Source organism: Streptomyces sp. A0642 (assembly GCF_004795105.1).
Taxonomy (GTDB): Bacteria; Actinomycetota; Actinomycetes; order Streptomycetales; family Streptomycetaceae; genus Streptomyces.
Window position 1 is genome coordinate 607,275 of record NZ_SSBL01000001.1, and the last position, 25,555, is coordinate 632,829.

Here is a 25,555-nt window from a genome sequence, read left to right on the forward strand (position 1 = left end):
CGCACGTCACCCCGTCATTGCCCCCCGCGTAAGCCCCGCTTAGCCTGTTCGTGATGCCGGTCACTGGCCGGAATGTCGAACACGAGAGGGTGGTGCACGACCATGGGGCGACTCGTCCCTGCGGTGACCCGGGCGCTGGACGTACTCGAACTCTTCCTCGACGGCGACGGAACGCTTTCCGCGCCCGAGGTGACCCGCAAGCTCCAGCTCCCGCGCACCACCGTCCATGAGCTGCTGACCACGCTCGCCGCCCGCTCGTACCTCGTCACCGTCCCCGGCCAGCCCGGCCGCTACCGCCTCGGCGTCCGCACCTACCAGCTCGGCAGCCGCTACGCCGAGCAGCTCGACCTCGCGGCCGAGGGGCAGCAGGTGGCCCGGCAGGTCGCGGAGACCTGCGGGGAAACCGTCCACGTGGCGATCCTGGAGGGGACCGACGTCATCTACATCGCCAAGGTGGACTCCACCCACGCGGTACGGATGGTGTCGGCGGCCGGCCGCAGGCTGCCCGCGCACTGCACGTCGGTCGGCAAGATGCTGCTCGCAGCCCTTCCCGAACGGGAACTCGACGCACGCCTCGACGGGCTCGAACTGACCGGGATGACGCCCAACAGCATCACCGACGAAGGGGAGTTGCGGGCGGCCCTCGCCACCGTACGGGAACGGGGCATCGCGGTGGAGCACCGGGAGTCCAACCCCGATGTGAGCTGCGTCGCCGCGCCCGTACGGGACCGGTCGGGCCAGGTCGTCGCCGCGCTCTCCGTCTCCGTCCCCATGATCCGCTGGACCCGGGAGCGCGAGGCGGAACTGGCCGGCCTCGCGGCCGAAGGCGCCGAGGCGCTCTCCGGCCGTCTCGGACACCACCGGAGGCAGCGGTGACCCGCCCCCGCCTCGACGTCGCCGTCAGGGAACACGCCGCACTGGGGGAGGGCCCGACCTGGGACGCGGCCGCCGAGCGGCTGATCTGGGTCGACATCCTGTCCGCCCGGATCCACACGTACGACCCCGCCGACGGCCGGCGGACCGTCATGGCCACCGAACAGCACGTCGGTGCGGCCAAGCCCCGGGCCGGCGGCGGCCTCGTCGTCAATCTGCGTGACGGCATCGGGCTCTACGACGCGGACGGCGCGTTCCGCTGGCTCGTCCACGACGCCGAGCCGGGACGGCGCGGGAACGACGCCGCGGTGGCGCCGGACGGGGCCCTGTGGGCCGGCACCATGCGGTACGACGAGTCGGAGACCGGCGGCAGCCTCACCCGGGTCGCCCCCGACGGCGCCGCCACCCGGGTCCTGCCCCTGGTGACCTGCAGCAACGGCACCGGATGGAGCCCCGACGGCCGGCTGATGTACTACATCGACACCCCGACCCGCCGGATCGACGTCTTCGACGTGGAGGGCGAACAGATCACTGGACGCCGCCCGTTCGCGACCGTGGAGGAGGGTGCGGGCTACCCCGACGGGCTGACGGTCGACGCGGAGGGAGCCGTCTGGACCGCTCTGTGGGACGGCGCCGCGCTGCGCCGCTACACGCCCGACGGCAGGCTGGACCGCGTCGTCGAGCTGCCCGTGCGACGGCCCACGGCCTGTGCCTTCGGCGGACGGGAGCTGCGTGACCTGTACATCTCCACCGCCCGCACGGGTCTCGACGCTCCGCACCCGCTCGCGGGATCGCTGCTGGTCCTGCCGGACGCCGGCCGCGGCATGCCGGGGACCGCCTTCGCGGGCTGAGCCGCTGCCGTCGGCCCGGCCGGCGGGTGCGGTTCACGGCAGGGTCCGGCCCGGCGGGCGTGCGGTGTGCGGCCCGGTGCGGTGGGCGGCGCCGGGTGCGGTTGACGGCCGGGCCCGGTCGGCGGCGCGTGTGCGGTTCACGGCCAGGTCCGGCCCGGTGGCCCCTCACCCCACCGGGAAGCGCCGCAGGGCGCCCGGCAGCCGGGAGCCCAGCGGTGACATGTTCCCGTCCGCCCCGTGCCGGGCCAGCAGATCAAGGACCAGCCGCCCGCGCCGTACCCGCTCGCGGGCCGTCTCCAGGGCGACCTCGCGCAGATGGGCGCCGTACGGGTAGATGCCGGGCGCCTTGGACAGGCCGAACTTCAGGTACACCGGTGCGCCGCGCCGGATCAGCTCGGCCGCCTCGTACATCCGCACATAGCCGCCGAGGTCGTCCGGCGCCTCGATGTACAGGTCCATCGGAGCGGCCGACGCCCGCCGGATCTCCGTGAAGTGAGCGAGCGTCAGGTCGGAGGGGATGTTGACGGAGTCCGCCCCGAGCTGTTCGTACACCGCGAACGAAGCGGGGTTGACGGGGCCGACCAGGGCGGACACCTTGAACGTGGTGTCGGCGGGCAGGGCGCCCCCCGCGCGCAGCCGGTGGAGGGTCCAGAGTACCCCTTCGTCCGCCACCAGCAGGCACTTCACGCCGAGCGAGGAGGCCCGCAGGGCGTCCTCGACGCACCCGGCCAGGGCGTCGTGGCCACGGGCCCGCAGCCCGGCCCCGCCCGAATCGGTGCGGAAGGAGGCCCCGGTGTCCCAGCTGCCGCGCGGGCCGGTGAACAGGCAGAGCTCGATGCCGCGTTCGGCGCAGCCTTCGGCCATGTCGGTGATCTCGGCATCGCTGAGCATCCAGACCCCGCTGCCCTGGCTGATCCGGTGGACGGGGACATCGAGCCGCGCGCTCTCCTTCAGTACGACGGACAGCGCTTCGGGGCTCTCCACGGACGGGATCTCGGTCCGCCAGGTGCCGCCGTCGGGAAACGTGTACGCGGACGCGTCGGCCGGCTCTGCGGCGGGTGCGCCGAGCCCGAGCGCGGTGAGCGCGGGCTCGCCCGGGCGCCGGACACCGGTACGCGGTCCGGACGGGGCGGGGGATGCGGGGATCATGGGCGGCGGCCTTTCGCGTTCGGTGGGTCGGACGGTGTTCGGGTTGATCGCCGATGCAGCAGGGCCGGCGGCGGCCCCGAAGGAGCCAGGGGGCGGGAGGCCACCCCCGGGACGAGCGCCGAGGGGCGGGAGGCCGCCCCGGGACGAGCCGCGGAGCGGGCACCGCCCCCGGAACTAGGGGCGCATCAGGACCTTGCCCGTATCCGCACCACCGCCCCCGACCAGCGCCACGGCCTCCGCGAACCGCTCCAGCGGGAACTCGTGCGTGATCAGCGCCGCCGGGTCGAGCAGCCCCCCGGTGAACGCCCGTACCGCGTACGACCAGGACGCGGAGGACGCCCCGAAGACGCCGCGCACCGTGATCCGGCTCAGCGACAGGTGCAGCGGGTCGATGCCGGCGGCCCCCGGCGCGAACATTCCCGTGAGCACGGCCCGGCCGCCGGGCCGTGCGAGCGAGCAGGCGTCGGCGGCGGTGGTCGGGGCCCCGGCCGTCTCCACCACCAGGTCGTATCGCCCGCGCACCGGTGCGGCCTCCTCGGGGGTCAGGGCCTCGGTCGCCCCGAAGCGCAGGGCCTGGCGGGCCCGCCCGTCCCGCGGGTCGATCACCGTCAGCGCGGCCGGAGACAGTGCGGCGAGCAGCTGGACCGCGAGCAGCCCGAGCGTTCCCGCGCCCAGGACGGCGATCCGCTCGCCCGGCTCCGGCGACCCGGCCCGTACCGTCGAGGCGGCGACGGCCGCCGGCTCCAGGAGCGCGGCGGCACGCAGGTCGGCGTCGTCGGCCAGCGGGTGCAACAGCCGTGCGGGCACCACGACGTGGTCGGCGAACGCGCCCGGCCGGGTGAATCCCGTCTCGTCGTACCCGGCGGTGCACAGCGAGGTGTCACCGCCGCGGCACCGCGCGCACTTCCCGCAGGAGCGGAATCCCTCGGCGACCGTGCGCCGGCCGGCCAGGGCGGGATCGACGCCCGCGCCCACCGCCTCGACGGTGCCGGACCACTCGTGACCGGGCACCACCGGATAGCGCACGTACTGCGGGTCGCGACGGCCGTCGTACAGCTCTCGGTCGCTCATGCAGATCCCGGCCGCGGCCACCCGGACCCGGACCTCGCCCGGGCCGGGCTCCACGACCGGCCCGGCGATCAGCCGGTGTTCACCCGGCCGGTCCACCCTGATGACCCGTGAGCGCGCGGCCCCCTCCCTCACTTGGGCTTCCTCTTCTCCCACCCGTCGGCCCACAGGTCGAACCGGGCCTGCTGCTGCGGGAACTCGGCGGCGGCGTCCACATCCAGCTCCACGCCGAGGCCCGGGGCGTCCGAGAGCTCGAAGCAGCCGGTCACGGGGTCGACCTGCGGGGCACCCCGCACGACCTTCTTGATGTCGGCGTCCGCGAAGTCGTTGAAGTGCTCAAGGATCTTGAAGTTGGGCGTGCAGCCGGCGACCTGGAGGCTGGCCGCGGTCAGCACCGGCCCCCCGACGTTGTGCGGGGCGATCAGCGTGTAGTGGGTCTCGGCCGTGGCGGCGAGCTTGCGCGTCTCCAGGATGCCGCCGATGTGGCCGACGTCCGGCTGGATGATGTCGGCGGCCTGCGACTCGAAGAGCTCGCGGAACTCGATCCGGTCGTGGATGCGCTCACCCGTCGCGATCGGCATGTCCACCTTGGCCGCCACCTTGGCGAGCGCCTTCAGGTTCTCCGGCGGCACCGGCTCCTCCAGCCAGGCCGGCCGGAACGGGGCCATCTCGTGGGCGATCCGCACCGCCGTCGAGGGGCTGAAGCGGCCGTGCATCTCCAGCATCAGCTCGGTGTCCGGGCCGATGGCGTCCCGGACGGCCTCGATGAGCGACACGGAGTACCGGGTCTCCTCCTGGCCCAGCTCCAAGTGGCCCGTCCCGAAGGGGTCGATCTTCAGTGCCCGGTAGCCGCGCGCCACGACGGCCGACGCGGCCTCGTGGTAGGCCTCCGGGGTCCGCTCGGTGGTGTACCAGCCGTTGGCGTACGCCTTCACGCGGTCGGTGACCTTCCCGCCCAGCAGCTGCCAGACCGGGACGCCCAGCGCCTTGCCCTTGATGTCCCAGCAGGCCATCTCGACGACCGCGATGCCGGACATCACGATCTCACCGGCCCGCCCGTAGTCTCCGTACTTCATCCGGCGTACCAGGTCCTCGACGGCGAACGGGTCGGAACCGGCGACGTGGTTGACCTCCGCCTCGCGCAGATAGCCGAGGAGCGCATCGGTGCGGCCGAGCATCCGGGTCTCGCCCACACCGGTGAGGCCCTCGTCGGTATGGACCTGCACATACGTGAGGTTGCGCCAGGGTGTTCCCACCACGTGTGTGCTGATTTCGGTGATACGCACGGGAGTTGCCCCTCGACATGTTCGATATTTCGGCCCTCGTTCGAAATCTTGACGAGACCGTAATAACGCGGCGGGGCGAGTGTCAATGGGGATGCCGCGGTGCGGTGCGGTCCGTGCGCCGGGCGCCCCCGCCGGAGCGGCGGTGCCGCCGCCGCCCGGACGGGTTCGCGGTAGCGCAGGCGCGCCGCTCCATTCCCTCGTATAAAGGGCCGGAGAGCCAAGGAAGGGCCGAGGGCCCGAGGACGGGCCGGCGGGTGAGACGGCGGCGAAGGAGGCCCGGATGGGCCGGGAGCGGACCGGACGTCAGGGGCGCGGCACCCCCGGGGACCGGGAGGACCACGGGCCCGTACGGTACGGACCGCCCGCGCCGGGCCCCGCGCTGCCGGTCCTGCCCGAGCTGGCCGGGGTCCTGGCAGCCGCGGCGGCCCGCGCCGTACCCGAACCGGCCGGCGGCTCGGCGGCCCTGCGCGAGGCGGCCCGCGCCTACTGGGACCGGCGCGGGCTGCACGGCGGCGCCGAGCACATCGCCGCCGCCCCCGGCACTTCCCCGCTGCTCCTCGCGCTGATCGCCGCGCACGGGGGCGACGTGCTGATGCCGCGCCCCTGCCCCGCCGCCTGGATCCCGCAGGCCCGGCTGCTGGGCAGACCCGCCTACCACGTGCCCACCCCCGCCGAGTGCGGCGGCGTGCCCGATCCCTACGCGCTGCTGGAGACCGTGCGCCGGGTCCGTGCCGAGGGAGGCAGACCGCGGCTGCTGCTGCTCTCGGTGGCGGACGACCCGACCGCCACGGTCGCCCCGCCGGAACTGGTCCGCGAGGCATGCGAGGCGGCCGTCGCCGAGGGGCTCCACATCGTGAGCGACGAGACGTGGCGCGACACCCTGCACCGGCCGCATGACACGGTGCTGCTCAGCCCGGCCGAGATGTGCCCCGACGACGTGACGGTCGTCTCCGACCTGGCGGGCGCGCTGACCCCGTCGGCCTGGCCGGTCGCCGTGGCCCGGTTCCCGGACACCGAGCGCGCGGCGGCCCGCCACGCCCGTACGCTCGACGTCCTCACCGCACTCGGCGCCCTGGTCGCGGGACCGGTCGCGGCGGCCGCCGCTCACGCGCTGGGCGAACCGGACGCCGTCGCCGAACGCGTCCGCCGGGCCGCGTTCCTCCAGGCCCGGGTCGCCGCGGAGGCCCACCGGGCGGTCCTCGCCGCAGGTGCGCTGGCCCGGCCACCGCAGGCGGGCCGGCACCTGTACGCGGACCTCGGACCACTGCGCGCCCGGCTCGCCGCGCACGGGGTCACGGACTCCCCGGAACTGGAGGAATACCTGACGGAGCGCCTGGGCGCCCCCGCCCCGGGCGGCCACCGCTTCGGCGACGAACTGGGCGCGCTCCGGGTGCGGCTGGGCACCGGATCGCTGCTCGGGTCGACACCGCGGCAGCAGGAGGAGTCCCTCACCGCAGCGGAACCCCTCGAATTGCCGCATGTCGCGGCAGCGCTGAGCATGTTCCGAGCAGCCCTCGACGAACTGCGCTGACACGCTGCGCCGACGCTCTCCGAGACGGGAGGCCCTCGATGACGGACCGGACCGAGCAGTCACTGGCCCGCGAGCCGAGCCGTGTGTCCTGCGGCGAGGTGGTCGCCCCGCGCCCCCTCGGAGAGGTGCGGTCCTGGCCCGGGAGCTTCGCCGACCGGCTCACCGCGCCCCTGCCCGGAGTCATGGGCATGTCCCGGCTCGCCCGCGAGCACGCCATCCGGCCCAACGCCGAGGGACTGCGCGGTATCCACCGGCTGCCCTACGCCCCCGAGCCGCTCCCCGCCGCCCCGGCCGGGACCAGCTGCGTCACCTGGGCCGGGCACGCCAGCTGGATCATCCGCACCGGCGGACTGACCGTGCTCGCCGACCCCGTCTGGTCCCGCCGGATCCTCGGCATCCCGCCCCGGATCACCCCGGTCGGCGTCCGCTGGGAGGACCTGCCGAGGGTCGACGCTGTCGTCATCAGCCACAACCACTACGACCACCTCGACGCACCCACCCTGCGCCGGCTGCCCCGGCACACCCCGCTGTTCGTCCCCGCCGGACTCGGCCGCTGGTGCCGCCGTCGCGGCTTCGCCTGCGTCACCGAACTCGACTGGTGGGAATCGGCGGAACTGGACGGCGTGCGCTTCGACTTCGTGCCCTCGCACCACTGGTCCAAGCGCACCCTCACCGACACCTGCCGCTCGCTGTGGGGCGGCTGGGTCATCGAGGACACCACGGGGCCCGTCCGGGGGCCGCGCATCTACTTCGCGGGGGACACCGGATACGGCCACTGGTTCAGGGAGATCGGCCGCCGCCACCCCGGCATCGACCTGGCCCTGCTGCCGATCGGGGCCTACGAGCCGCGCTGGTGGCTCGCCGACGTGCACACCGACCCGGAGGAGGCCGTGCAGGCTTACGAGGATCTGGGCGCCCACGCCATGGCGCCCATGCACTGGGCGACCTTCCTGCTGTCCGCGGAGCCCGTGCTCGAACCGCTCACCCGGCTGCGCACCGCCTGGAGGCGGGCCGGCCACCCGCGCGAGCGGCTCTGGGACCTGCCGATCGGCGGCTCGCGCCTCCTCGGCACCGCCGGCCAACCGCGTACGGTCGGCGGCTGACCCGGACCGCCGCGGTCAGCGGCCGGACCGGCCACGCACCCGGTGCCACACCGCCGGCGTCCCGCTGACCAGCAGCGTCAGGCCCACCGCCGCCACGACGCCCTGCCACGGCTCGGGGAACAGCGAGCCGCCGAGAATCCCGATCAGCTGATACGTCGCCGCCCAGGCCAGACAGGCCGGCACATCCCCCCGGGCGAAGCGCCGGAGCGGCATCCGCCCCAGCAGACACGCCAGCATCACCGGGATGCGCCCCGCCGGCACCAGCCGGGACAGCACCAGCACCGTCGCGCCGTGTTCGTCCAGCTTCCGCTGCGCCTGCGCCAGCCGCTCCGGCGCGGCCCGGTCGCTGATCGCCCGCAGCCAACGGGAACCGTTCTTCGACCGCACCCCGCGCTGCCCCAGCCAGTACAGGCACACGTCCCCGAGGAACGCCGCGGCCGACGCCACCGCGAACACGATCAGCAGCGAGAACGGCGACGACTGATGGAAGGCCACCACGGCCGCCGAGCTCACCAGCGCGCCCGTCGGCACCACCGGCACCAGGGCTCCCACGGCCACCAGCAGGAACAACGAGGGATAGCCGACCGCCTGCTGCGTCGACTCCGTGGGCAGCCGCGCCGTCTCCCGGAGGAACTCGAGTATCACTCCGCGGCCCCCGGCCGCAGGCGCGCGCCGTGCTCCAGCCGGTGCACCGCGACCTGGGGCGCCCGCAGCGCCGCCTGACGGACGAACTCGTCGCCCGGCGAGTGGAACTCGTGGGGCCGGACCCCGTCCATCCCGATCGGCCAGTACGTGCCGTAGTGCACCGGCACAGCCGCGCGCGGCGCGAGCCGGACCAGTGCCTCGGCCGCACGCCTCGCATCGAGATGGCCGTGCCCCAGATACGGCCCCCACCCGCCGACCGGCAGCAGCGCCACGTCCACCGGACCGACCGCGCGCGCCATGTCGTCGAAGAGCCCGGTGTCCCCGGCGAAGTACGTGCGCGCCTCGCCCTCCACGACGTACCCGAGCGCGGGGGAGCGGTGCGGTCCGACCGGCAGGCGCCGCCCGTCGTGCAGCGCCGGAACGGCCCTGACGCGCACTCCGCCGACACGCACCTCGTCGCCCGCCGCCACCTCGGTGATCCGCAGCCCGCGCATCCTGCGGAGCACCCTCAGTCCGGGCACGGCCCGCACCGCCCCCAGCGGGACGATCACCCGGGCGCCCGGAGCGACGCGGGCCAGGGACGGCAGATGCAGATGATCGGAGTGCAGATGCGAGATCAGCACGGCATCGGCGACCGTGGCCGCCGGACCGGGCAGCTCACCGCGGCGCCGCCGCAGATGCGCGAAGCGCCGTACGAGAAGGGGGTCCGTCAGGATCCGCACCCCGGAATCCTCGATCGTGCAGGTGGCATGACCCCACCAGGTGATCTCCACCGGCACGTGCCGCCTCCTGTTCTCCGGACCTTTCGGCTTCCGCTGTCCCACGGACCTGCCGTCGAGCCTACGGGGCGGACGGCACCCCCAGGAGCTCCCCGGCGCGCCCGCCCGGCCCCGCGCGCCCCTTCCCGCCCTGACGTGCGCCTTCTTGTACGCGAGTCGGGCCGATAGGGTCGGAGAACGCCTAGCACGGGGGACGGACGGTCATGGGTGATGTACGGGTGGCGGCCATCGCCAGCCTCACACCGCTGGAGGAGCTCGACAGCGATCCGTTCCTCGTGGACACCCGCAGCCAGCACGCCATGTGCGCCCGCTGGGCCGCCGACCAGGGGTACGTCGTCACCCGGCAGCTGCGTTTCTACGGACTGCGCCCCGACCACCACGCGCTCTGGGCCGACGTCGAGGGAGGCGAGGTCGAACTCTTCGTCGCCCCCACCGACCGGGTGCTCGCCCGGGCCGTCGCCTCCGTGCCGCAGTTCGCCGCGGAGTGCGAGCGCCGGGGCGTGCGCCTGGAGATCGCTGGGCTCGACGAACCGCGGTACAGCGCCCGTACGAAAGCCAGCGTGCACCGCAGACTCTCCATGCCGACCGCGGGCTACGACGGCTGCTGAGCCCCCTGCGCCCGCCACCCCGAGGGCCCGGCGGCGTACCGGCCCCGCTGTGAAAGGCTGGGGCGGGGCCCGGAACGGCGGGGCCCGGACGTGAGGTGGCACAGGCGTGGGTGACGGGCGATGGCGGACAGCCGGAAGCGCCCTGATGCGAGTGATCGTGGTGTGGGCGGTCTCGACGCTCACGATGCTGGCGCTCGCGGGGATTCTGCCGGACTTCCAGCTCCAGTCGGACGACGGCGACAGCGTGACCAGGACCGCGTTCACGGCGGTGTGGGGCGCGGGCGCGTTCGGTCTGCTCTCGGCGCTGGTCTGGCCGGTGCTCGTACGGGCCCTGCTCATCGTGCCGGCCCTCGTCCTCGGCACGCTGGTCTTCTTCCTCAACGGCTCGCTGCTCCTGATCGCGCTGCGGCTCATCCCGGACGGGAGGGGCGCCGCCGCCCCGGAGACGGCCGTCGTCGTCGCCGCCGTCATGTCCGCCGTCGCCTCCGCGACCTCCACGGCACTCGCCGTCCGTGACGACAACGCCTACCGCCGCAGGCTCTCGCGCCTGGCGGAACGGCGCCGCCGCCGCAGCGGCACGGCCGGCGCGGACGGCGAGGGGCCGCCCGGCACCGTCTTCATCCAGCTCGACGGCGTCGGCCACGACGTCCTCGCGCAGGCCGCCGCCGACGGTGTCATGCCGACCGTCGCCCACTGGCTGGCCGACACCGAGGGCCACCGGCTCACCCCGTGGCGCACGGACTGGTCCAGCCAGACCGGCGCCAGCCAGCTCGGCATCCTGCACGGCAGCAACCACGACGTGCCCGCCTTCCGCTGGTACGAGAAGGAGACCGGCGACATCATGGTCTCCAGCAGACCGGCGAGCGCCCTCGAACTCCAGCGCCGTGCCATCGAGCGCACCCGCGACGGCGGACTCCTCACCCTCGACGGCGCCAGCCGCGGAAACCTCTTCAGCGGCGGTGCCGCCCAGCTCGCCCTCGTCCTGTCGATGGCCGCCCGGCGGGGCAAGGGCCGGCGCTCCAGGGCCGGATACTTCGCGTACTTCTCCGACCCCGCCAACGCCGTCCGCACCGCCCTCTCCTTCGTGGCCGAGGTCGGACGCGAGATAGGGCAGTCGACCCGGGCCCGGGTCCGCAAGGAGTCGCCCCGCATCAAGCGCGGCGGTCTCTATCCCTTCATCCGGGCCTTCGCGACCGTCGTCGAACGGGACGTGGTGGTCGCCGCCGTCATAGGGGACATGTTCGCCGGCCGGACCGCCGTCTACGCGGACCTCGTCGCGTACGACGAGGTGGCCCACCACTCGGGGCCGCGCAGCCGGGACGCCGAGAAGGTCCTCGCCCGGCTGGACCGCTCCCTCGCCCTGATCGTCAAGGTCGCCGAACACACCCCTCGCTCCTACCGCGTCGTGCTCCTGTCCGATCACGGGCAGAGCCCGGGGGAGACCTTCGCCGGGGCGTACGGGCTGACGCTCAAGGACCTGGTGCGGGCGGGATGCGGCCTGCCGGTGCCCCGCAGGGCACAGCGCACCAGGAGCGGCTCCGAGGCGCGCGACGCGGTCCGGATCGCGCTGCACCGCCCGGTCGCCGGGAGCGGGGAGAGGCAGGTCGAGCAAGCCTCCGACCCGGTGGTCCTCGCCTCCGGCAACCTCGGCCTCGTCTCCTTCCCCGACATCGAGGGCCGCGCCTCGCAGGAGCAGCTCGACCGCCGCCACCCCACGCTGCTCGGCACGCTCGCCAACCACCCCGGCATCGGCTTTCTGCTCGTCCGCAGCGAACGCGACGGATCGGTGGTGCTGGGGCGCGACGGAGCGCGCGTCCCGGTGGCGGAACTGAAGGACGGGCAGGGCCCGCTGGCCCCCTTCGGCCCGGGCGCGGCCGACGCGGTCCGGCGCACCGACACGTTCCCGCACGTCGCCGACGTGATGGTCAACTCCATGTACGACCCCGCGACCGGCCGGGTGCACGCCTTCGAGGAACAGATCGGCTCGCACGGCGGCCTGGGCGGCGAGCAGTCCCGGCCGTTCCTGCTGTCGCCGCGCGCCATGACGGACCCGTTCGAGGCGGCCGCCGCCGAGGGAGGGGCGGCGGCGGAAGACGGGGAGCGGGTGGCCGAACTGGTCGGCGCCGAGGCCGTGCACCGGGTCCTGAGGTGCTGGCTGCGCGAGGTCTCGGGGCCTCAGGTGCCGGTGCGGACCGGAGCCGAACCGATCCGTGGGGTCCGGCCGGCCGCGGAGCGCGAGGAGACCAGGGAGGCGGCGCGCGAGCCCGGCCGGCGGCCGGATGCGACGGACGACGTCGCCGGAGTGAACGACGGGTGGTCCGGCGGCGGTTCCTGACCCGTCCTGGAGAGGCGTCAGCGGCTGCCGACCAGGGCGTTGTCAGTGGTGGACGGCAGGATAGGGGCATGACGAACTCAGCTGTTGTGCTCGCCGATACCGCCGCCTACGCAGCCGCGGTCGAAGAAGCGTCGCAGGCCGCCGCCGCGTACTACGCCACGGGCGAGAGCGCGCTCGACGACGATGCGTACGACCGGCTGGCGCGCGGTATCGCCGCATATGAGCAGGACCACCCTCAGGAGGTGCTGGCCGAGTCGCCGACCGGCAAGGTGGCCGGGGGCGCGGCCGTCGGGGACATACCCCACACCGTTCCGATGCTCTCCCTGGACAACGTCTTCTCGGCCGAGCAGTTCGCCACCTGGACCGCCTCCCTGGAGCGCCGGATCGGGCGGCCGGTCACCGCCTGGAGTGTCGAACCGAAGCTCGACGGCCTCGCGGTCGCCGCCCGTTACCGCGCCGGCCGGCTGGAGCAGCTGATCACCCGCGGCGACGGCACCGCCGGCGAGGACGTGTCGCACGCGATCGGCACCGTCGTCGGACTGCCCCCGCAGCTCGCCGAGCCGGTCACGATCGAGATGCGCGGCGAGATCCTGATGACGGCCGAGCAGTTCGAGCAGGCCAACACCCTCCGCACCGAACACGGCGGCGCGCCCTTCGCCAACGCGCGCAACGGCGCGGCGGGCACCCTGCGCGCCAAGGACCGTGCCTACACGGTGGAGATGACGTTCTTCGCGTACGGCGCACTGGCGCTGCCCGGCTCGGGGCAGCTCACCGCGACGCTGGCCGAGCTGCCCCACAGCGAAACCCTCGGATACGTGGCGGGCCTCGGCGTGCACACCGCGGCGGACACGGCGGTGGCGCCCCGCACGGTCACCACCGTCGAGGACGTCCAGGCGCGGATCGAGGAAGTCGCTTCACTGCGTGCCTCGTTGCCCTTCGGGATCGACGGCATCGTCATCAAGGCGGATCTCGCCGCCGACCAGCGCGACGCGGGCAACGGGACCCGGGCGCCGCGCTGGGCCATCGCGTACAAGCTGCCCGCCGTCGAGAAGGTCACCCGTCTGCTCGGCGTCGAGTGGAACGTGGGCCGTACCGGCATCATCGCGCCGCGGGCCGTGCTGGAGCCGGTCGAGATCGACGGATCGACCGTCGGTTACGCCACCCTGCACAACCCGGCCGACATCACCCGCCGCGATCTGCGGATCGGTGACCACGTGATGGTCTACAAGGCCGGCGACATCATTCCGCGCATCGAGGCCCCCGTCGCCCATCTGCGGACCGGCGAGGAACAGCCGGTCGTCTTCCCCGAGGCGTGCCCGCAGTGCGGATCCGAGATCGACACCAGCGAGCAGCGCTGGCGCTGTGTCCGGGGCCGCGACTGCCGCCTGGTGGCGTCCATCTCCTACGCGGCGGGGCGCGACCAGCTCGACATCGAGGGCCTCGGTGCGACCCGGGTGGTCCAGCTCGTCGACGCCGGCCTGGTCGCGGACTTCGCCGACCTGTTCACGCTGGAGCGCGGGCAGCTGCTCGCCCTCGACCGGATGGGTGAGACCAGCACGGACAATCTGCTGGCCGCGATCGACGCGGCGCGCGCGCAGCCGCTCTCCCGGGTCTTCTGCGCCCTCGGTGTGCGCGGCACCGGGCGCTCCATGTCCCGGCGCATCGCCCGCTACTTCGCGGACATGGACCGGATCAGAGCCGCCGACGTCGAGACGCTTCAGCGGGTCGACGGCATCGGCAAGGAGAAGGCCGCCGGCGTCGTCGCGGAGCTCGTCGAGCTGGCCCCCCTGATCGAGAAGCTGGTCGCCGCCGGGGTCAACATGACCGAGCCGGGCGCGACCCCTCCGCCGGAGCCGGGCGAGGAGGGCGGCGCGGCGGCGGAGGGTGAGGGCTCGGACGGGCGGCCGCTGGACGGGATGACGGTGGTGGTGACCGGAGCGATGACGGGGGCGCTGGAGAAGCTCTCGCGCAACCAGATGAACGAGCTGATCGAGCGCGCCGGCGGGAAGTCCTCCTCCAGCGTCTCCAAGCGCACCACACTCCTGGTGGCCGGCGAGAAGGCGGGCTCGAAGCGCGCGAAGGCGGAGGAGCTCGGCGTGCGGATCGCCGCCCCGGAGGAGTTCGCGCGGCTGATCGAGGAGCACCTGCCGTCCGAGGGGTGACGGCACGGGGCCGGACGCGTGGGGAGAGCCGGGCGGGCGGGGCGCGCCGGGTCGGGTGACCCGGGCCTGCGGGGTGGCGGGTGACCTGGGCCTGCCGGGCGGCTCCGTGCCCGGCGCCCGGGGTGGGGTGACCGGAGGGGGCCGTGCGGCCTGTTCTGCCGGGCGGGAGACGCCCGACCTGAGCCGGCCCGCCCCCGGTCGGCACCCGCTGATGCGCGCGGGGCCGGCGCTCTCGCCGCCGGCCGCGTTCCTCGTGCGGAGCAGCCTTCGATTGGGTGGGGGAGTGGCTTTCTTTGCCTCCCTATTGCATAGTGAGGGTTCGGCCATGCCTCGCTATCAGCGGGTCCATGGGTGGGTGAACGGCCGCGTTGCGGGCCGGGGGTGAGGGGCGATGCGTTCTTTGCGCGACGGGCGGCGACAGGGGCGCTCCGTTCACCGGCAGTCCCGACGGCATCCGCAGTACGCGGGGCTCACCCGGGGACTCGCGCTCGACCTCGGCAGTTCGCGCACCCGCGCCTGGGTTCCCGGGCAGGGCGTCGTCGCGGACACCGGATCCGACCCGGCGGGCGACTACGGGCACGGCGGCCCCGTCCGGCGCGGACGCATCGTCGATACGGAGTCCTGCGGCCGGATGCTCGGCCGGATCGCCGACACCGCCCTGGGTGCCGACCGCAGCGACACGGTGATCGTCCTCAGCCTCCCCGTCCTCGCCGGATCCGGGCACCGCGCCGCCGCCCGGGACCTCCTCACCACGCTCGGCGCCTCCCGTGTCATCGTCCTGGACAGCGCCAGGGCGGCCGCAGCCTGTGCCGGACCGCAGGACGGCGGCCCGCTCCTCGTCCTCGACATCGGGGCCGAACTGACCGAGGCGACCCTCCTCGTCGACGGACGAGTCCGCGACGCGCGTCTCGCCGAGACGGGGACCAGCGATCTGGAACCCGGCGAGCCGCCCACCGCCGTCATCCGCGCCGTCCTGGACATGGTCATGGAGATGTGGCGTCAGGACCGGCACGGCGCGCTGCTCGGAGCCCTGCGCAAGGGCCCGTTGCTCGCCGGAGGCGGTGCGCTGCGACCGGACGTCACCCACCGGATCGCGCTCCGCCTCGGCGCCGCCGTCCGGCTCCCGGACGATCCGGCGACCACGGTCGTGCGCGGTGCCGGGCTGATCCTCGGCTCCGTGCTCCACCACGCCTCGGCCGCACCCGCCCTGCCCGGCCGATCCGGGTGACCCCCCTCCCGGGGCCGCCCCGGGAAGACGTGGCTCCCGGGAGCCGGCCGGACGCCCCGGTGCGGCGCGGACGCACGGCGGCGGCACGGCAGTTCCTCGCGGCCCTGCTCCTGGCCGTCCTCGCCGTCGCGGGCGGCGCGTCCTCGGCCGCCGGGGTCGGGCTTCCCAGCCGCTCGCCGGCGGGCCCGGCGCCCGCCGCGTCCGGCCCGTCCGGAGTCCGGCCGCCCACCCCCTGCGCCGACCGCGCCCTACGCACGGACCGGCCCCGCCCGCCGACCGTTCTCTGCACACGGACCGTTCCGATCGCTCCCTGCGCACCGACCGTTCTCTGCGCACGGACCGTTCCCTGAGCACGGACCGCGCCCTGCGGACGCGCCCCGCCGGCCGGGCACCGGGGGAGCGCGAGGGACGCGAAGTCCTCCGCCGCACCGCAGGGGTCACCGCCGCGGGCGTCCACCGTCCCGGCCCGGCGACGGGGCCCCGTCCCTCGGCCGTCGCCGAGCGCCCCCGTACCCCGCAGCACCTTCCGCCGCCCGGCCCGGGCTCCCCGCCACCGCTCACGACCGGCCTCCCGCTCCCGCACCGGGTCCCCGAGACCGCGCCCGACGCGCCCACCGCGGCAGCCGGCCGATTCCGCGCGGCGCTCCCCGGTGTGCGCGGGCCTCCGAGGGCCGCCGTTCACCGGCCCCGGGACCTCTCCTCGGCCCCGACCCCCACCCCTGCCGTGCCGTTCGCGCCGTCCTAGCGTCCTCCGGGGCGACCCGGGAGCGGCGGGTCCGGCCGTTCCCCGGAGGAAACAACGCATGACCCGCGCCACCACGGTGCGGGCGGTTCTGGCTGCGGCCGTACTGCTCGTCTCCGTACTCATCACGCTGACCATGTCCCCCCGACTCGGCCTCGATCTCCAGGGCGGCACCCGCATGGTGCTGCAGGCCAAGGACTCCGACACCGCCCATGCCGACCGCGAGAGCACCGACCGCACCCTGGAGGTGCTGCGCAAGCGCATCGACTCGCTCGGCGTCACGGAGCCGGCACTGACCCGTTCCGGCGAGGACAGGATCATCGTCGAACTCCCGGACGTCCAGGACCCGCGCAAGGCCGCCGACGTCATCGGCAGGACCGCCCAGCTGACCTTCCACGCCGTGCGGGACCCCGGCTCCCCGGCCGATGACGGTCTTGCGCTCCCCGACGAGGAGGGCCGCACCCTCGCGCTCGGCCCGGCCGAGATCTCGGGTGCCGGGGTCAAGCAGGCGTCCGCCGCTTTCGACGCCCAGCAGGGCGCGGGATGGACCGTCTCCCTCGACTTCCACAAGGACGCCGGCCGGGACTGGACCCGGCTGACCGGGGCTGCGGCCTGCCACCCCGTCCAGGACGAACGGCGCCGCGTCGCCATCGTGCTCGACAAGCAGGTGGTCTCCTCCCCGCAGGTCTCCCCGACCGTCGCCTGCGACACCGGTCTGCCCTCCGGGTCCACACAGATCACCGGCTCCTTCAGCGCCGACGAGGCCCGCGAACTCGCCCTGCTGATCCAGGGCGGAGCCCTGCCGGTGCCCGTCGAGATCGTCGAGCAGCGGACGGTCGGCCCGACGCTGGGCGCCGCCGCCATCGACGCCAGTGCGCGCGCCGCCCTCATCGGCGCCGCGGCCACGGCACTGTTCATCACCGTCGTCTACCGGCTGTTCGGCGCCCTTGCCGCCGTGGCGCTCGGCGCCTACGGGGTGATTTCGTACGCCGCTCTGGTCGCTCTCGGCGTCACCCTCACCCTGCCCGGACTCGCCGGGTTCGTCCTGGCCATCGGGATGGCGGTCGACGCCAACGTGCTGGTCTTCGAACGGGCGAGGGAGGAACACGCCCTGCGGCCGAGGAAGGCGCTGCGCACCTCGCTCGCCGCCGGATTCCGGCACGCCTGGAGCGCCGTCGCCGACTCCAACGTGACGACGCTCATCGCGGCCGGCCTGCTCTTCTTCCTGGGATCGGGACCGGTCAGGGGATTCGGCGTCACGCTCGGCATCGGCGTCCTCGCGTCGATGTTCTCCGCGCTCGTCGTCGCCCGCGCCCTCACCGAGACGGCGGCCCGCTCCCGGTTCGTCAGCGACTACCGGGGCGTCAACGGCATCGCGAGCCCCGGCCGCGTGCGGACCTGGATCACCCGCCGCGACCCGCAGCTGATGGGCTCCCCCCGGCGATGGCTGCTGATCTCCACCGTCCTGATCGCGGTCGCGGTGGCGGGCATCCTGGTGCGCGGCGTCAACCTGGGGGTCGAGTTCACCGGCGGACGGCTCGTCGAGTACACGACCAGCCGGCCCGTCGACGTGGAGCGGGCGCGCACCGCGCTGGCCGGTGCGGGCTTCGGCGACGCCGAGGTCACCACGGCCGGCGCCGGCGACCTCTCGGTGCGCACCGGCGACCTCGACAACGACGGCGAACACGCCCTGCGCACCGCCCTCGCCGCGGAGGGCGGCGAGACCACCAAGGTCCGCGACGAACTCATCGGGCCCACCCTGGGTGACGAACTCCGGCGCAACGCTCTGATCGCGCTTGCCATCGCCGTGCTCGTCCAGCTGGGCTATCTGGCGATCCGCTTCCGCTGGACGTTCGCCGTGGCCTCCGTAGGGGCGCTCGTCCACGACGTGATCATCCTGGTCGGAGCCTTCGCGTGGCTGGGACGCACCGTGGACGGTGTCTTCCTGGCGGCGCTCCTCACCGTCATCGGGTACTCCGTCAACGACTCGGTCGTGGTCTTCGACCGGGTCAGGGAGCTGTGGGCGAAGGCCCGCAGGCAACCCCTGGCGGACCTGGCGAACCGGGCCGTCCTGCAGACCGTCCCCCGGACCGTCAACACCGGCATGGGCGCGTTGTTCATCCTCGTCGCGCTGGCGGTGCTGGGCGGCGACTCGCTGGCGGACTTCGCGCTCGCCCTCCTGATCGGCATCGTCGTCGGGACGTACTCCTCGGTCATGACCGCCGTCCCGGCCGCCCTCCTCCTGGAGCGCACCAGCAAGGCCCCGCCACCCGCCCGCGCTCCGCGCAAGGGGGCCGGCCCCCGGGAGGCGCTGGACAACGGGGCGCGCGTGTAGACCGCGTCCTCGCGTCCTCCACCGGCACCGCAGGACGCCGGTCCGTCGCCCCCGCGCCGTTCGAGCGGCTCAGGGGCGACGCGTGCCGGACCGGGGCCCAACCGGCGTCAGCCCATGAGCGACCGCAGATACGCGGCGGTCGCCGCGTCGGCCGGCAGCAGCGTCTCGATGGCCAGCTCGGCGACCGTCACGTCCATCGGGGTGTTGAACGTCGCGATGGACGCGACGAAGGACAACAGCTGCCCGCCGTGCTCGATCACCAGGGGCAGGGCGAAGGGCACCGAGGACGAGGGAGCGGCCCGGTCCGCGTCACCCTGGGCCTCGGCCGGTACGGGATAGCCCGCCACCTCCTCGTACAGCGCACGCAGCTCCGCCGAACGGACCAGCGCGATCTGACGCTCCATCTGAGCCAGCAGATCGGCACGCCACTCCCGCAGATTCCGGATGCGCGGGGCCAGACCCTCCGGGTGCAGGGTGAGCCGCATGGCGTTCAGGGGCGGGGTGAGCAGATGCTCCGCCACTCCGTCCAGCATCCGGGTCATCCCCTGATTGGCCGCCACCACGGTGTAGAGACCGTCGACGACGAACGCGGGATACGGGTCGTACCCCTGGAGCAGCCGGTCCATGCCCTCACGCAGCGCGTCCATGGCCGGGTCGTCGAGCGCGGTCTCCGTGAAGCGCGGGGCGTAACCGGCGACCACCAGCAGGGCGTTGCGTTCCCGCACCGGTACGTCGAGATGGCCGGCCAGCCGCAGGACCATCTCCTCGCTGGGCCGGGAGCGGCCCGTCTCGATGAACGAGATGTGCCGGGCGGAGGAGTCGGCCCGCAGCGCCAGCTCCAGCTGGCTGATCCGGCGACGCTCCCGCCAGCTGCGCAGCAGCGGCCCTACCCCCGTGTCAAGCGCGACAGTTGTCATACGGAGACCGTAACGTCACCGGCATCGATGACCGGCAATGCCCGAATGAGGGAGCCACCGCATGCCCGCCGCACCGCTGCCCCAGGACGAGATCGAGGACCGGCTGCGCGACCTGCCCGGCTGGGCGCTGGAAGGGGACCGGCTCACCCGCACCTACCGGCTCCCGTCGCACTTCGCCGCCGCCGCCCTCACCGTGCACGTCGCCCGGATCCAGGACGAGCTGAACCACCACTCCGACCTGACGCTCGGCTACCACACCGTCGCCCTCTCCGTGAACTCCCACGACGCGGGCGGAAAGGTCACCGAGAAGGACCTGACCCTGGCCGCCGAGGTCGAGGCCGTCGCCGCCGGACACGGCGCGGAGTAGGACCCGTCCGGCGGTCGGGACACGGCAGCGGCGGGCGGCGCGCCGGCCCAGCACGGCGGCAGCGGGCGAGCGCGCGGTCAGGACAGGGCAGCGGCGGACGGCGCGCCGTCAGGACGCTGCGCCGAAGCGGGGATGCGCGGCGAGCCAGCGCGGGTAGCTGTCGCTGCGCTCCACCGCTTCGGCGTACGCCGCCCGGGTGTGTCCGATCACCGCTGCGGCAGCCGCCGAAGCGGCCGCCGAGCGCGGGTGCCAGCCCAGCAGATGGCGCCAGCTGAGCGGCGACCCGGTCACCGGACGGGTCACCACGCCCGGCGTGGGAGGGAACGTCGCCCGGCACAGACCGACGGCCCGCCCCACCTGCACCAGATGGACCACGGACACCGTGTCCGTCTCGTACACCGACGCCGGGCTGAAGCCGGCCCGGGCGCACGCGGCCACGAAGCAGTCGGCGAAACAGCCGTCCCCCGGCACGTCCGCCCAGCACTCGTCCGCCAGCGCGGAGAGTTCGAGCTCGGACTCCCCGGCCAGTGGGTGGCTCTCCGGCAGCATCACGAAGACCGGGTCGATCCCGATGACCTGCCATTCCAGCCGGTCGGCAACGGGCGGAGGGCTCTCGCCGCACACCCCGATGAGCGCGAAATCGAGTCTGCCGTCGATCAGTTGTCCCGCGAGCTCCGCCACCGACCATGAGGTGTACGTGGACACCGGTGCCGCCGGGTGGGCCGCTGCCAGCCGGTCGACGAGCCCGCCGAGCAGCGGACCGTGCGTGCCGCCCAGCCGGAACCGCTCCATCGCACCCCAGGCGTTGGCGAACCGCACCGCCTCCTCCTGGAGTTCGCTGACGGCCGGCAGCACCACCCGGGCCCGCTCCAGCACCAGTTCACCCAGGAGCGTCGGCCGTGCGCCCGTGTGGTCCCGGTCGAACAACGGGCCGCCCAGCGCCTTTTCGATCCTCCGCAGTTGCGCGCTCAGCGCGGGCTGGGCAAGCCCGAGAGCGGCGGCCGCCTTGGTGAGGCTTCCGGTGTCGGCGATGGCGCGTACGGTTCGCAGATGGCGCAACTCCAGCTCCATAACGGCACGTTATGACCACGCTGGCCCCCCGGCAATACGGGAGTCGTCCCCGCGCCGCCCGCCGGCTCCGTGTCGTACAGTCGGCCGGATGCTGAACTACGACGACGAGGCGGCCGTCTACGATGCCACACGCGGTGGGGTGCCCCGCGCGGAGGCCGCCGCTGTCGCCGTGCTCGGCCTGGTCCCGGCCGCCGCCGGCGCACTGCTGGACATCGGCTGCGGTACCGGACTGGTTACCGAGCGGATCGCCGAAGGCCGGCCCGGTCTGCGGGTGTTCGGCTCCGATGCCTCCCTCGGAATGGTCCGCGTCGCCCGGCAGCGTGTGGGCGCCGTGGTGCACGCCGACGCGCGCCGACTGCCCTTGCGGGACGCGGCGGTCGACGCGGTGACGGCCGTCTGGCTGCTGCACCTGCTCCGCGAGGAGGGCGCCGCAGGGGCGGTGGTGGCGCAGGCGGCGCGGGTGCTGCGGCCCGGCGGCGTGTTCGTGACCACGGTCGACAAGGACGCGGCGCACGATGTCGGCAGTGACATCGACGACGTGTTCGCTCCGTACCTGGCGCCGAACCCCTCCGACGGCACCGAGCGGATCACCGAGTACGGTGCCGCGCACGGTCTCGACGTGGTGGGCAGCACCGTGTTCCGCGGCCACGGGCAGGGGCGGACCCCGCTCGGCGCGGCCCATGGTGTGCGGCGCGGCTACTACGCCTCCCGCCTCGCCCTGCCCGGGCAGGCGGCCGAGCGGCTCGCCCAGGCCCTGACGGCGCTGCCCGATCCCGACCGCCGACGCGCCGAACCGGCTTACCGGCTCCTCGCGTTCCGCCGCCGGTAACTCACGCGCGATCCCCGCGGTCACGCGTGCCACGCGCCGGCCGGGCGTGCCACGGGCCGATGAGGCGTGCCGCGCGGCGGCCAGGCGTGCCAAGCCCGGCTACGCGTGCCAAGGCCCGGTCACGCGTGCCACGCCCCGGTCACGCGTGCCCCGACGGGCAGGCAGGCAGGCCCCGCGCGGGGCATGCAGGCCCCGCGCCGGCTACGCGTGCCACGCGCCGTCGCGCGCCGCCTCGGCTGCGAAGGCGGCGAACGGCTTCGGATCGCGGCCCAGAGCCCGCTTCACGCCGTCCGTCACCGTCGCGTTGTGCCCGTCCAGCAGGAACGTGAACAGCCCGGACAGGAAGCCCGCTTCGGCCGCCGGAACGCCGTACTCCTTCAGCATCGCCGCGTACTGCGGACCCGTCACCGCGACATAGCGCACCTCCCGCCCCGTCGCCCCGGCGAGTTCGGCGGCCGCCTCGGCGAAGGTCAGCGCCCGGGGACCGGTCAGCTCATGGATCGCGCCCGCGCCGCCCTCGCCGCACAGCGCGGCGACCACCACATCGGCCAGGTCGTCCACGTCCACGAACGGCTCCGCGCTCCCGCCCGCCGGGAACACCACCTCGCCGCCGAGCACCCCGTCGAGCAGCGCCCCCTCGCTGAAGTTCTGCGCGAAGAACGCGGAGCGCACCACCGTCAGTTCGGCATCCCCCGCAGCCGAGCGCAACGCCTTCTCCGCGAGCACGGCCTGCGGCTCGCCGCGCCCCGAGAGCAGCACCAGGCGCCGCACCCCGCACCGCCGCGCGATCCGCCCGAAGGCGGTCATCGCCTCCGGTGCGCCGGGCGCCGCCAGATCGGGGTAGTACGCGACGTACGCCGCGTCCGCCCCGCTCAGCGCGGCTTCCCACCCCGACGGGTCCGCCCAGTCGAACGGGACCTCGCCGCTCCGCGATCCGGCACGCACCGGCACCCCTCGCTCCGCCAGCCGTTCGGCCACCCGGCGACCCGTCTTGCCCGTCCCGCTCGTCACCAGCACGGGGCGTGCGGCGGGGAGTTCCTGCTTCTCGTTCTCCGTGTTCTTCGTCATGTCTCAAGACTCCCCGCCGCTCCCCGCGCGCTCCATCCCCCAGCCGCTCAGCTCCCTACGCGTGCGTCTACGCTGCCCGCATGGACGCACTCGCCGGACTGCTGGACGGGCCTCGGGCGCGGGGCGCCTTCCTGCTGCGGATGGTGATGGAACCGCCCTGGTCCGTACGGATCGAGGACCGGGCCCCGCTCTGCCTCATGTCCGTGACCGCCGGAGAGGCGTGGATCGTTCCCGCCGGAGCCGGAGCCGGAGCCGGAGCCGGAGCCGGAGCCGGAGCCGGAGCCACCGGGCCCGTGCTGCTGCGCCCGGGAGACCTGGCCGTCGCGCGCGGCCCGGAGCCGTACACGGTCGCGGATCTGCCGGATACCGATCCGCAGGCGCGCATCGGTCCGGGCGGCGTCTGCACCACCCTGCGCGGGGAACCGCTGGCGCAGTCCATGAATCTGGGTGTACGCACCTGGGGAAACGCCCCGGACGGAACGACCGCCGTGCTCGTCGGCACGTATCTGATGGACGGCGAGATCAGCGGACGGCTCCTCGACGCGCTGCCCCCGCTGATCGTCCTGCCCTCCGGCGGCCGGGCCCGCCCGTTGCCGGCGCTGCTCGACGACGAGATCGCGCGGGACGAGCCGGGCCAGAGCGTGGTGCTGGACCGGCTGCTGGACCTGCTGCTGATCGACGCCCTGCGCACCTGGTTCTCCCGGCCGGGCGCCGAGGCGCCCGCCTGGTACCGGGCCATGGGCGATCCCGTCGTCGGCCAGGCGCTGCGACTGCTCCAGAACGAGCCCGCCCATCCCTGGACGGTGGCCGCGCTGGCCGGCCGGACCGGGGTCTCCCGGGCCGGCCTCGCCCGGCGCTTCACCGAACTCGTGGGGGAGCCCCCGATGGCCTATCTGACCGGCTGGCGCCTCGCCGTCGCGGCCGATCTGCTCCGCGAGACGGACGCGACCGTCGAAGCGGTGGCCCGGCAGGTCGGATACAGCCAGGCCTTCGCCTTCAGTACCGCCTTCAAGCGGGTCCGCGGCGTCAGCCCGCAGGAGTACCGCAAGGGCGGCGGCCCGGCGTAACGGCATCCCCTGTCCGCCCCCTCGGCGCAGGCTTGCTGATGGCCCGTACGGTCGGCGTCAGCCGCCGCGTCCGAGCCGGAGGGCGTCCTGCCGTGTGCCGGACACCGGCTCCAGCCGCCACCACTGGCCGGGCGAGTCGGTGTCCTCCCACTGCTGGACGGACGCCCCCTTCGCCGTGCTGCCGTCGGCGACCTCCAGGACCAGTCCGCTGACGAAGCTCACCAGCGTCACCGTGCCGGGCGCCTCCAGGTGCCTTTCGATCAGCCACTCCTGCGCCCCGAAGTTGTTCGCCCTCCACTGCTGGATCAGGGCCCCGTTCTCCGTAGAGGCGCCGCGCACGTCCAGTCGTTTGCCGCTGTGGGCGTTGACCACGTGGTGCAGGGCCGCGCCCTCGTGGACAGGGACGAACTCCCAGTGCTGGGCGGCCGACCCGTCGACGTCGTTCTGCTGCACCGGTGCGCCGCCGCCCTTGGCGGCGTCCCGCACCTCCAGCACCAGCCCGCTGCCCACGTTGCGCAGCCGGTAAAGACCCGCCCCGACCACGGGCGCGGTGTCCCCGCTCATGTCCGGTCGTCCCTTCATGCGGCCCGTACGGCGAGAACCGCCGCCCGGCTCGGGGCCGGGCGGCGGTCACAGGGTGTCAGCGGCGGTGTGTCTCAGGCGCCGAGGTTGAACTCGCCCGGGTTGGGGCCGAGCCGCTTGCCCTCGTCCAGCGCCGCGAACGCGGCCAGGTCGTCGGCGTCCAGTTCGAAGTCGAACACGTCGATGTTCTCCGCGATCCGCGACGGCGTCACGGACTTGGGGATCACCACGTTGCCCGTCTGGAGGTGCCAGCGCAGCACCGCCTGGGCCGGCGTGCGGCCGTGCTTCCGCGCGACCGCGACGACCGTCGGGACCTCCAGGAGACCCTTGCCCGAACCCAGCGGCGACCAGGCCTCGGTCGCGATGCCGTGCTGGGCGTGCAGCGCGCGCGACTCCGCCTGCTGGAGCTGCGGGTGCAGTTCGATCTGGTTGAGCGCCGGGACCACGGAGGTCTCGCCGAGCAGGCGCTCCAGGTGCTCGGGGAGGAAGTTCGAGACGCCGATGGCCTTCGCGCGGCCGTCCGCGTAGATCTTCTCGAACGCCCGGTACGTGTCGACGTAGGCGTCCTTGGCCGGCACCGGCCAGTGGATCAGGTAGAGGTCGACGTAGTCGAGGCCCAGCTTGTCGAGCGAGGCGTCGAAGGCGCGCAGGGCGGCGTCGTAACCCTGCTCCGTGTTCCACAGCTTCGTGGTGACGAAGAGCTCGTCGCGGGCGACACCGGAGGCCGCGATCGCCTTACCGGTGCCCACCTCGTTCTGGTAGATCGCGGCGGTGTCGATGCTGCGGTACCCGGACTCGATGGCCGTGACGACCGCCGTCTCGGCCTCGTCGTCCGGCACCTGCCAGACGCCGAAACCGAGCTGCGGCATCTCGACACCGTTGTTGAGAGTGAGGGAGGGGACCTGGCTCACGAGCGGTCGATCCTAACGTTGTGGGGGTGGGACTCCCAGAGTGAACGA

The 25,555-nt window shown here is 74.1% G+C and carries 22 protein-coding genes; 12 read left to right on the forward strand and 10 right to left on the reverse strand.

Going from position 1 to position 25,555, the window contains the following annotated elements:
* Positions 1-102: 102 nt before the first annotated feature.
* Positions 103-876 carry an IclR family transcriptional regulator gene (locus E6R60_RS02545; protein ID WP_136324686.1) on the forward strand — a complete coding sequence of 258 codons (774 nt, stop codon included), beginning with the start codon at positions 103-105 and terminating at the stop codon, positions 874-876.
* The gene (locus E6R60_RS02550; protein WP_136324687.1) at positions 873-1,724 is read left to right on the forward strand and encodes an SMP-30/gluconolactonase/LRE family protein; all 852 of its coding nucleotides are present in this window, start codon (positions 873-875) and stop codon (positions 1,722-1,724) included. The genes E6R60_RS02545 and E6R60_RS02550 overlap by 4 nt, the downstream gene beginning before the upstream one ends.
* A gap of 165 nt (positions 1,725-1,889) precedes the next feature.
* Here E6R60_RS02550 and E6R60_RS02555 read toward each other — a convergent pair whose 3' ends face one another.
* The 3 genes from E6R60_RS02555 to E6R60_RS02565 form a co-directional block, all read right to left on the reverse strand.
* A complete protein-coding gene (locus tag E6R60_RS02555) occupies positions 1,890-2,873 on the reverse strand; it encodes a hypothetical protein (RefSeq protein WP_136324688.1) in 984 nt (327 codons plus the stop codon).
* Between the two features lie 174 nt (positions 2,874-3,047).
* Positions 3,048-4,076: an alcohol dehydrogenase catalytic domain-containing protein gene (locus E6R60_RS02560; RefSeq protein WP_136324689.1), complete on the reverse strand. Its 1,029-nt coding sequence runs from the start codon at positions 4,074-4,076 to the stop codon at positions 3,048-3,050.
* Complete coding sequence (locus E6R60_RS02565) at positions 4,073-5,227, reverse strand: mandelate racemase/muconate lactonizing enzyme family protein (RefSeq protein WP_136324690.1); 1,155 nt, start codon at positions 5,225-5,227, stop codon at positions 4,073-4,075. The genes E6R60_RS02560 and E6R60_RS02565 overlap by 4 nt, the downstream gene beginning before the upstream one ends.
* A 280-nt stretch (positions 5,228-5,507) precedes the next feature.
* Between E6R60_RS02565 and E6R60_RS02570 the strand changes: the two genes are divergently transcribed.
* Positions 5,508-6,758: an aminotransferase class I/II-fold pyridoxal phosphate-dependent enzyme gene (locus E6R60_RS02570; RefSeq protein WP_136324691.1), complete on the forward strand. Its 1,251-nt coding sequence runs from the start codon at positions 5,508-5,510 to the stop codon at positions 6,756-6,758.
* A gap of 38 nt (positions 6,759-6,796) precedes the next feature.
* On the forward strand, positions 6,797-7,861 hold the full coding sequence (locus E6R60_RS02575) for an MBL fold metallo-hydrolase (protein ID WP_136324692.1): 1,065 nt from the start codon (positions 6,797-6,799) through the stop codon (positions 7,859-7,861).
* Positions 7,862-7,876: 15 nt separating this feature from the next.
* Here the strand turns inward: E6R60_RS02575 and E6R60_RS02580 are convergent, their stop codons facing one another.
* Positions 7,877-8,503: a VTT domain-containing protein gene (locus E6R60_RS02580; RefSeq protein ID WP_136324907.1), complete on the reverse strand. Its 627-nt coding sequence runs from the start codon at positions 8,501-8,503 to the stop codon at positions 7,877-7,879.
* Complete coding sequence (locus tag E6R60_RS02585) at positions 8,503-9,285, reverse strand: MBL fold metallo-hydrolase (RefSeq protein ID WP_206309292.1); 783 nt, start codon at positions 9,283-9,285, stop codon at positions 8,503-8,505. The genes E6R60_RS02580 and E6R60_RS02585 overlap by 1 nt, the downstream gene beginning before the upstream one ends.
* Before the next feature lie 203 nt (positions 9,286-9,488).
* Between E6R60_RS02585 and E6R60_RS02590 the strand changes: the two genes are divergently transcribed.
* The 5 genes from E6R60_RS02590 (at position 9,489) to secD (ending at position 18,695) form a co-directional block, all read left to right on the forward strand.
* Positions 9,489-9,893 (forward strand): hypothetical protein, encoded by a 405-nt coding sequence (locus tag E6R60_RS02590; RefSeq protein WP_136324693.1) that lies wholly within the window; start codon positions 9,489-9,491, stop codon positions 9,891-9,893.
* Positions 9,894-10,038: 145 nt separating this feature from the next.
* Positions 10,039-12,228, forward strand: a complete 2,190-nt coding sequence (locus E6R60_RS02595) for a phage holin family protein (RefSeq protein ID WP_136324908.1) — start codon at positions 10,039-10,041, stop codon at positions 12,226-12,228.
* Between the two features lie 68 nt (positions 12,229-12,296).
* Positions 12,297-14,390: an NAD-dependent DNA ligase LigA gene (gene ligA, locus E6R60_RS02600; RefSeq protein ID WP_136324694.1), complete on the forward strand. Its 2,094-nt coding sequence runs from the start codon at positions 12,297-12,299 to the stop codon at positions 14,388-14,390.
* Positions 14,391-14,781: 391 nt separating this feature from the next.
* Positions 14,782-15,618, forward strand: coding sequence for a rod shape-determining protein (locus E6R60_RS02605; RefSeq protein WP_136324695.1), 837 nt, complete (start codon positions 14,782-14,784; stop codon positions 15,616-15,618).
* A gap of 803 nt (positions 15,619-16,421) precedes the next feature.
* The gene (gene secD, locus E6R60_RS02610; protein WP_136324696.1) at positions 16,422-18,695 is read left to right on the forward strand and encodes a protein translocase subunit SecD; all 2,274 of its coding nucleotides are present in this window, start codon (positions 16,422-16,424) and stop codon (positions 18,693-18,695) included.
* 107 nt (positions 18,696-18,802) lie between these two features.
* Here the strand turns inward: secD and E6R60_RS02615 are convergent, their stop codons facing one another.
* Entirely contained in the window at positions 18,803-19,612 is an 810-nt protein-coding gene (locus E6R60_RS02615) for a helix-turn-helix transcriptional regulator (RefSeq protein WP_136324697.1), read from the reverse strand.
* A gap of 61 nt (positions 19,613-19,673) precedes the next feature.
* Between E6R60_RS02615 and E6R60_RS02620 the strand changes: the two genes are divergently transcribed.
* A complete protein-coding gene (locus E6R60_RS02620; RefSeq protein ID WP_136324698.1) occupies positions 19,674-19,979 on the forward strand; it encodes a 4a-hydroxytetrahydrobiopterin dehydratase in 306 nt (101 codons plus the stop codon).
* Positions 19,980-20,087: 108 nt separating this feature from the next.
* Here the strand turns inward: E6R60_RS02620 and E6R60_RS02625 are convergent, their stop codons facing one another.
* Positions 20,088-21,050, reverse strand: coding sequence for a LysR family transcriptional regulator (locus tag E6R60_RS02625; protein WP_136324699.1), 963 nt, complete (start codon positions 21,048-21,050; stop codon positions 20,088-20,090).
* Between the two features lie 88 nt (positions 21,051-21,138).
* On the opposite strand from E6R60_RS02625, the gene E6R60_RS02630 reads away from it, so the two are divergent.
* Positions 21,139-21,879, forward strand: a complete 741-nt coding sequence (locus E6R60_RS02630) for a class I SAM-dependent methyltransferase (RefSeq protein WP_136324700.1) — start codon at positions 21,139-21,141, stop codon at positions 21,877-21,879.
* 201 nt (positions 21,880-22,080) lie between these two features.
* Here the strand turns inward: E6R60_RS02630 and E6R60_RS02635 are convergent, their stop codons facing one another.
* The gene (locus tag E6R60_RS02635) at positions 22,081-22,947 is read right to left on the reverse strand and encodes an NmrA family transcriptional regulator (protein ID WP_136324701.1); all 867 of its coding nucleotides are present in this window, start codon (positions 22,945-22,947) and stop codon (positions 22,081-22,083) included.
* Between the two features lie 80 nt (positions 22,948-23,027).
* On the opposite strand from E6R60_RS02635, the gene E6R60_RS02640 reads away from it, so the two are divergent.
* Positions 23,028-24,014, forward strand: coding sequence for an AraC family transcriptional regulator (locus E6R60_RS02640; protein ID WP_136324702.1), 987 nt, complete (start codon positions 23,028-23,030; stop codon positions 24,012-24,014).
* 57 nt (positions 24,015-24,071) lie between these two features.
* On the opposite strand, the gene E6R60_RS02645 is transcribed toward E6R60_RS02640, so the two are convergent.
* Complete coding sequence (locus E6R60_RS02645) at positions 24,072-24,578, reverse strand: RICIN domain-containing protein (protein ID WP_136324703.1); 507 nt, start codon at positions 24,576-24,578, stop codon at positions 24,072-24,074.
* 92 nt (positions 24,579-24,670) lie between these two features.
* The gene (locus E6R60_RS02650; protein ID WP_136324704.1) at positions 24,671-25,507 is read right to left on the reverse strand and encodes an aldo/keto reductase; all 837 of its coding nucleotides are present in this window, start codon (positions 25,505-25,507) and stop codon (positions 24,671-24,673) included.
* Between the last annotated feature and the right edge of the window lie 48 nt (positions 25,508-25,555).

Excerpts from the sequence above, each read along its gene's own strand:
- E6R60_RS02575 (WP_136324692.1), top strand. The coding sequence starts at position 6,797 with ATGACGGACCGGACCGAGCAGTCACTGGCCCGCGAGCCGAGCCGTGTG.
- secD (WP_136324696.1), top strand. The coding sequence starts at position 16,422 with ATGACCCGCGCCACCACGGTGCGGGCGGTTCTGGCTGCGGCCGTACTG.
- E6R60_RS02605 (WP_136324695.1), top strand. The coding sequence starts at position 14,782 with ATGCGTTCTTTGCGCGACGGGCGGCGACAGGGGCGCTCCGTTCACCGG.
- E6R60_RS02615 (WP_136324697.1), bottom strand. The coding sequence starts at position 19,612 with ATGACAACTGTCGCGCTTGACACGGGGGTAGGGCCGCTGCTGCGCAGC.
- E6R60_RS02570 (WP_136324691.1), top strand. The coding sequence starts at position 5,508 with ATGGGCCGGGAGCGGACCGGACGTCAGGGGCGCGGCACCCCCGGGGAC.
- E6R60_RS02640 (WP_136324702.1), top strand. The coding sequence starts at position 23,028 with ATGGACGCACTCGCCGGACTGCTGGACGGGCCTCGGGCGCGGGGCGCC.
- E6R60_RS02595 (WP_136324908.1), top strand. The coding sequence starts at position 10,039 with ATGCGAGTGATCGTGGTGTGGGCGGTCTCGACGCTCACGATGCTGGCG.
- E6R60_RS02625 (WP_136324699.1), bottom strand. The coding sequence starts at position 21,050 with ATGGAGCTGGAGTTGCGCCATCTGCGAACCGTACGCGCCATCGCCGAC.
- E6R60_RS02545 (WP_136324686.1), top strand. The coding sequence starts at position 103 with ATGGGGCGACTCGTCCCTGCGGTGACCCGGGCGCTGGACGTACTCGAA.
- E6R60_RS02555 (WP_136324688.1), bottom strand. The coding sequence starts at position 2,873 with ATGATCCCCGCATCCCCCGCCCCGTCCGGACCGCGTACCGGTGTCCGG.
- E6R60_RS02645 (WP_136324703.1), bottom strand. The coding sequence starts at position 24,578 with ATGAGCGGGGACACCGCGCCCGTGGTCGGGGCGGGTCTTTACCGGCTG.
- E6R60_RS02620 (WP_136324698.1), top strand. The coding sequence starts at position 19,674 with ATGCCCGCCGCACCGCTGCCCCAGGACGAGATCGAGGACCGGCTGCGC.
- E6R60_RS02630 (WP_136324700.1), top strand. The coding sequence starts at position 21,139 with ATGCTGAACTACGACGACGAGGCGGCCGTCTACGATGCCACACGCGGT.
- E6R60_RS02590 (WP_136324693.1), top strand. The coding sequence starts at position 9,489 with ATGGGTGATGTACGGGTGGCGGCCATCGCCAGCCTCACACCGCTGGAG.
- ligA (WP_136324694.1), top strand. The coding sequence starts at position 12,297 with ATGACGAACTCAGCTGTTGTGCTCGCCGATACCGCCGCCTACGCAGCC.
- E6R60_RS02635 (WP_136324701.1), bottom strand. The coding sequence starts at position 22,947 with ATGACGAAGAACACGGAGAACGAGAAGCAGGAACTCCCCGCCGCACGC.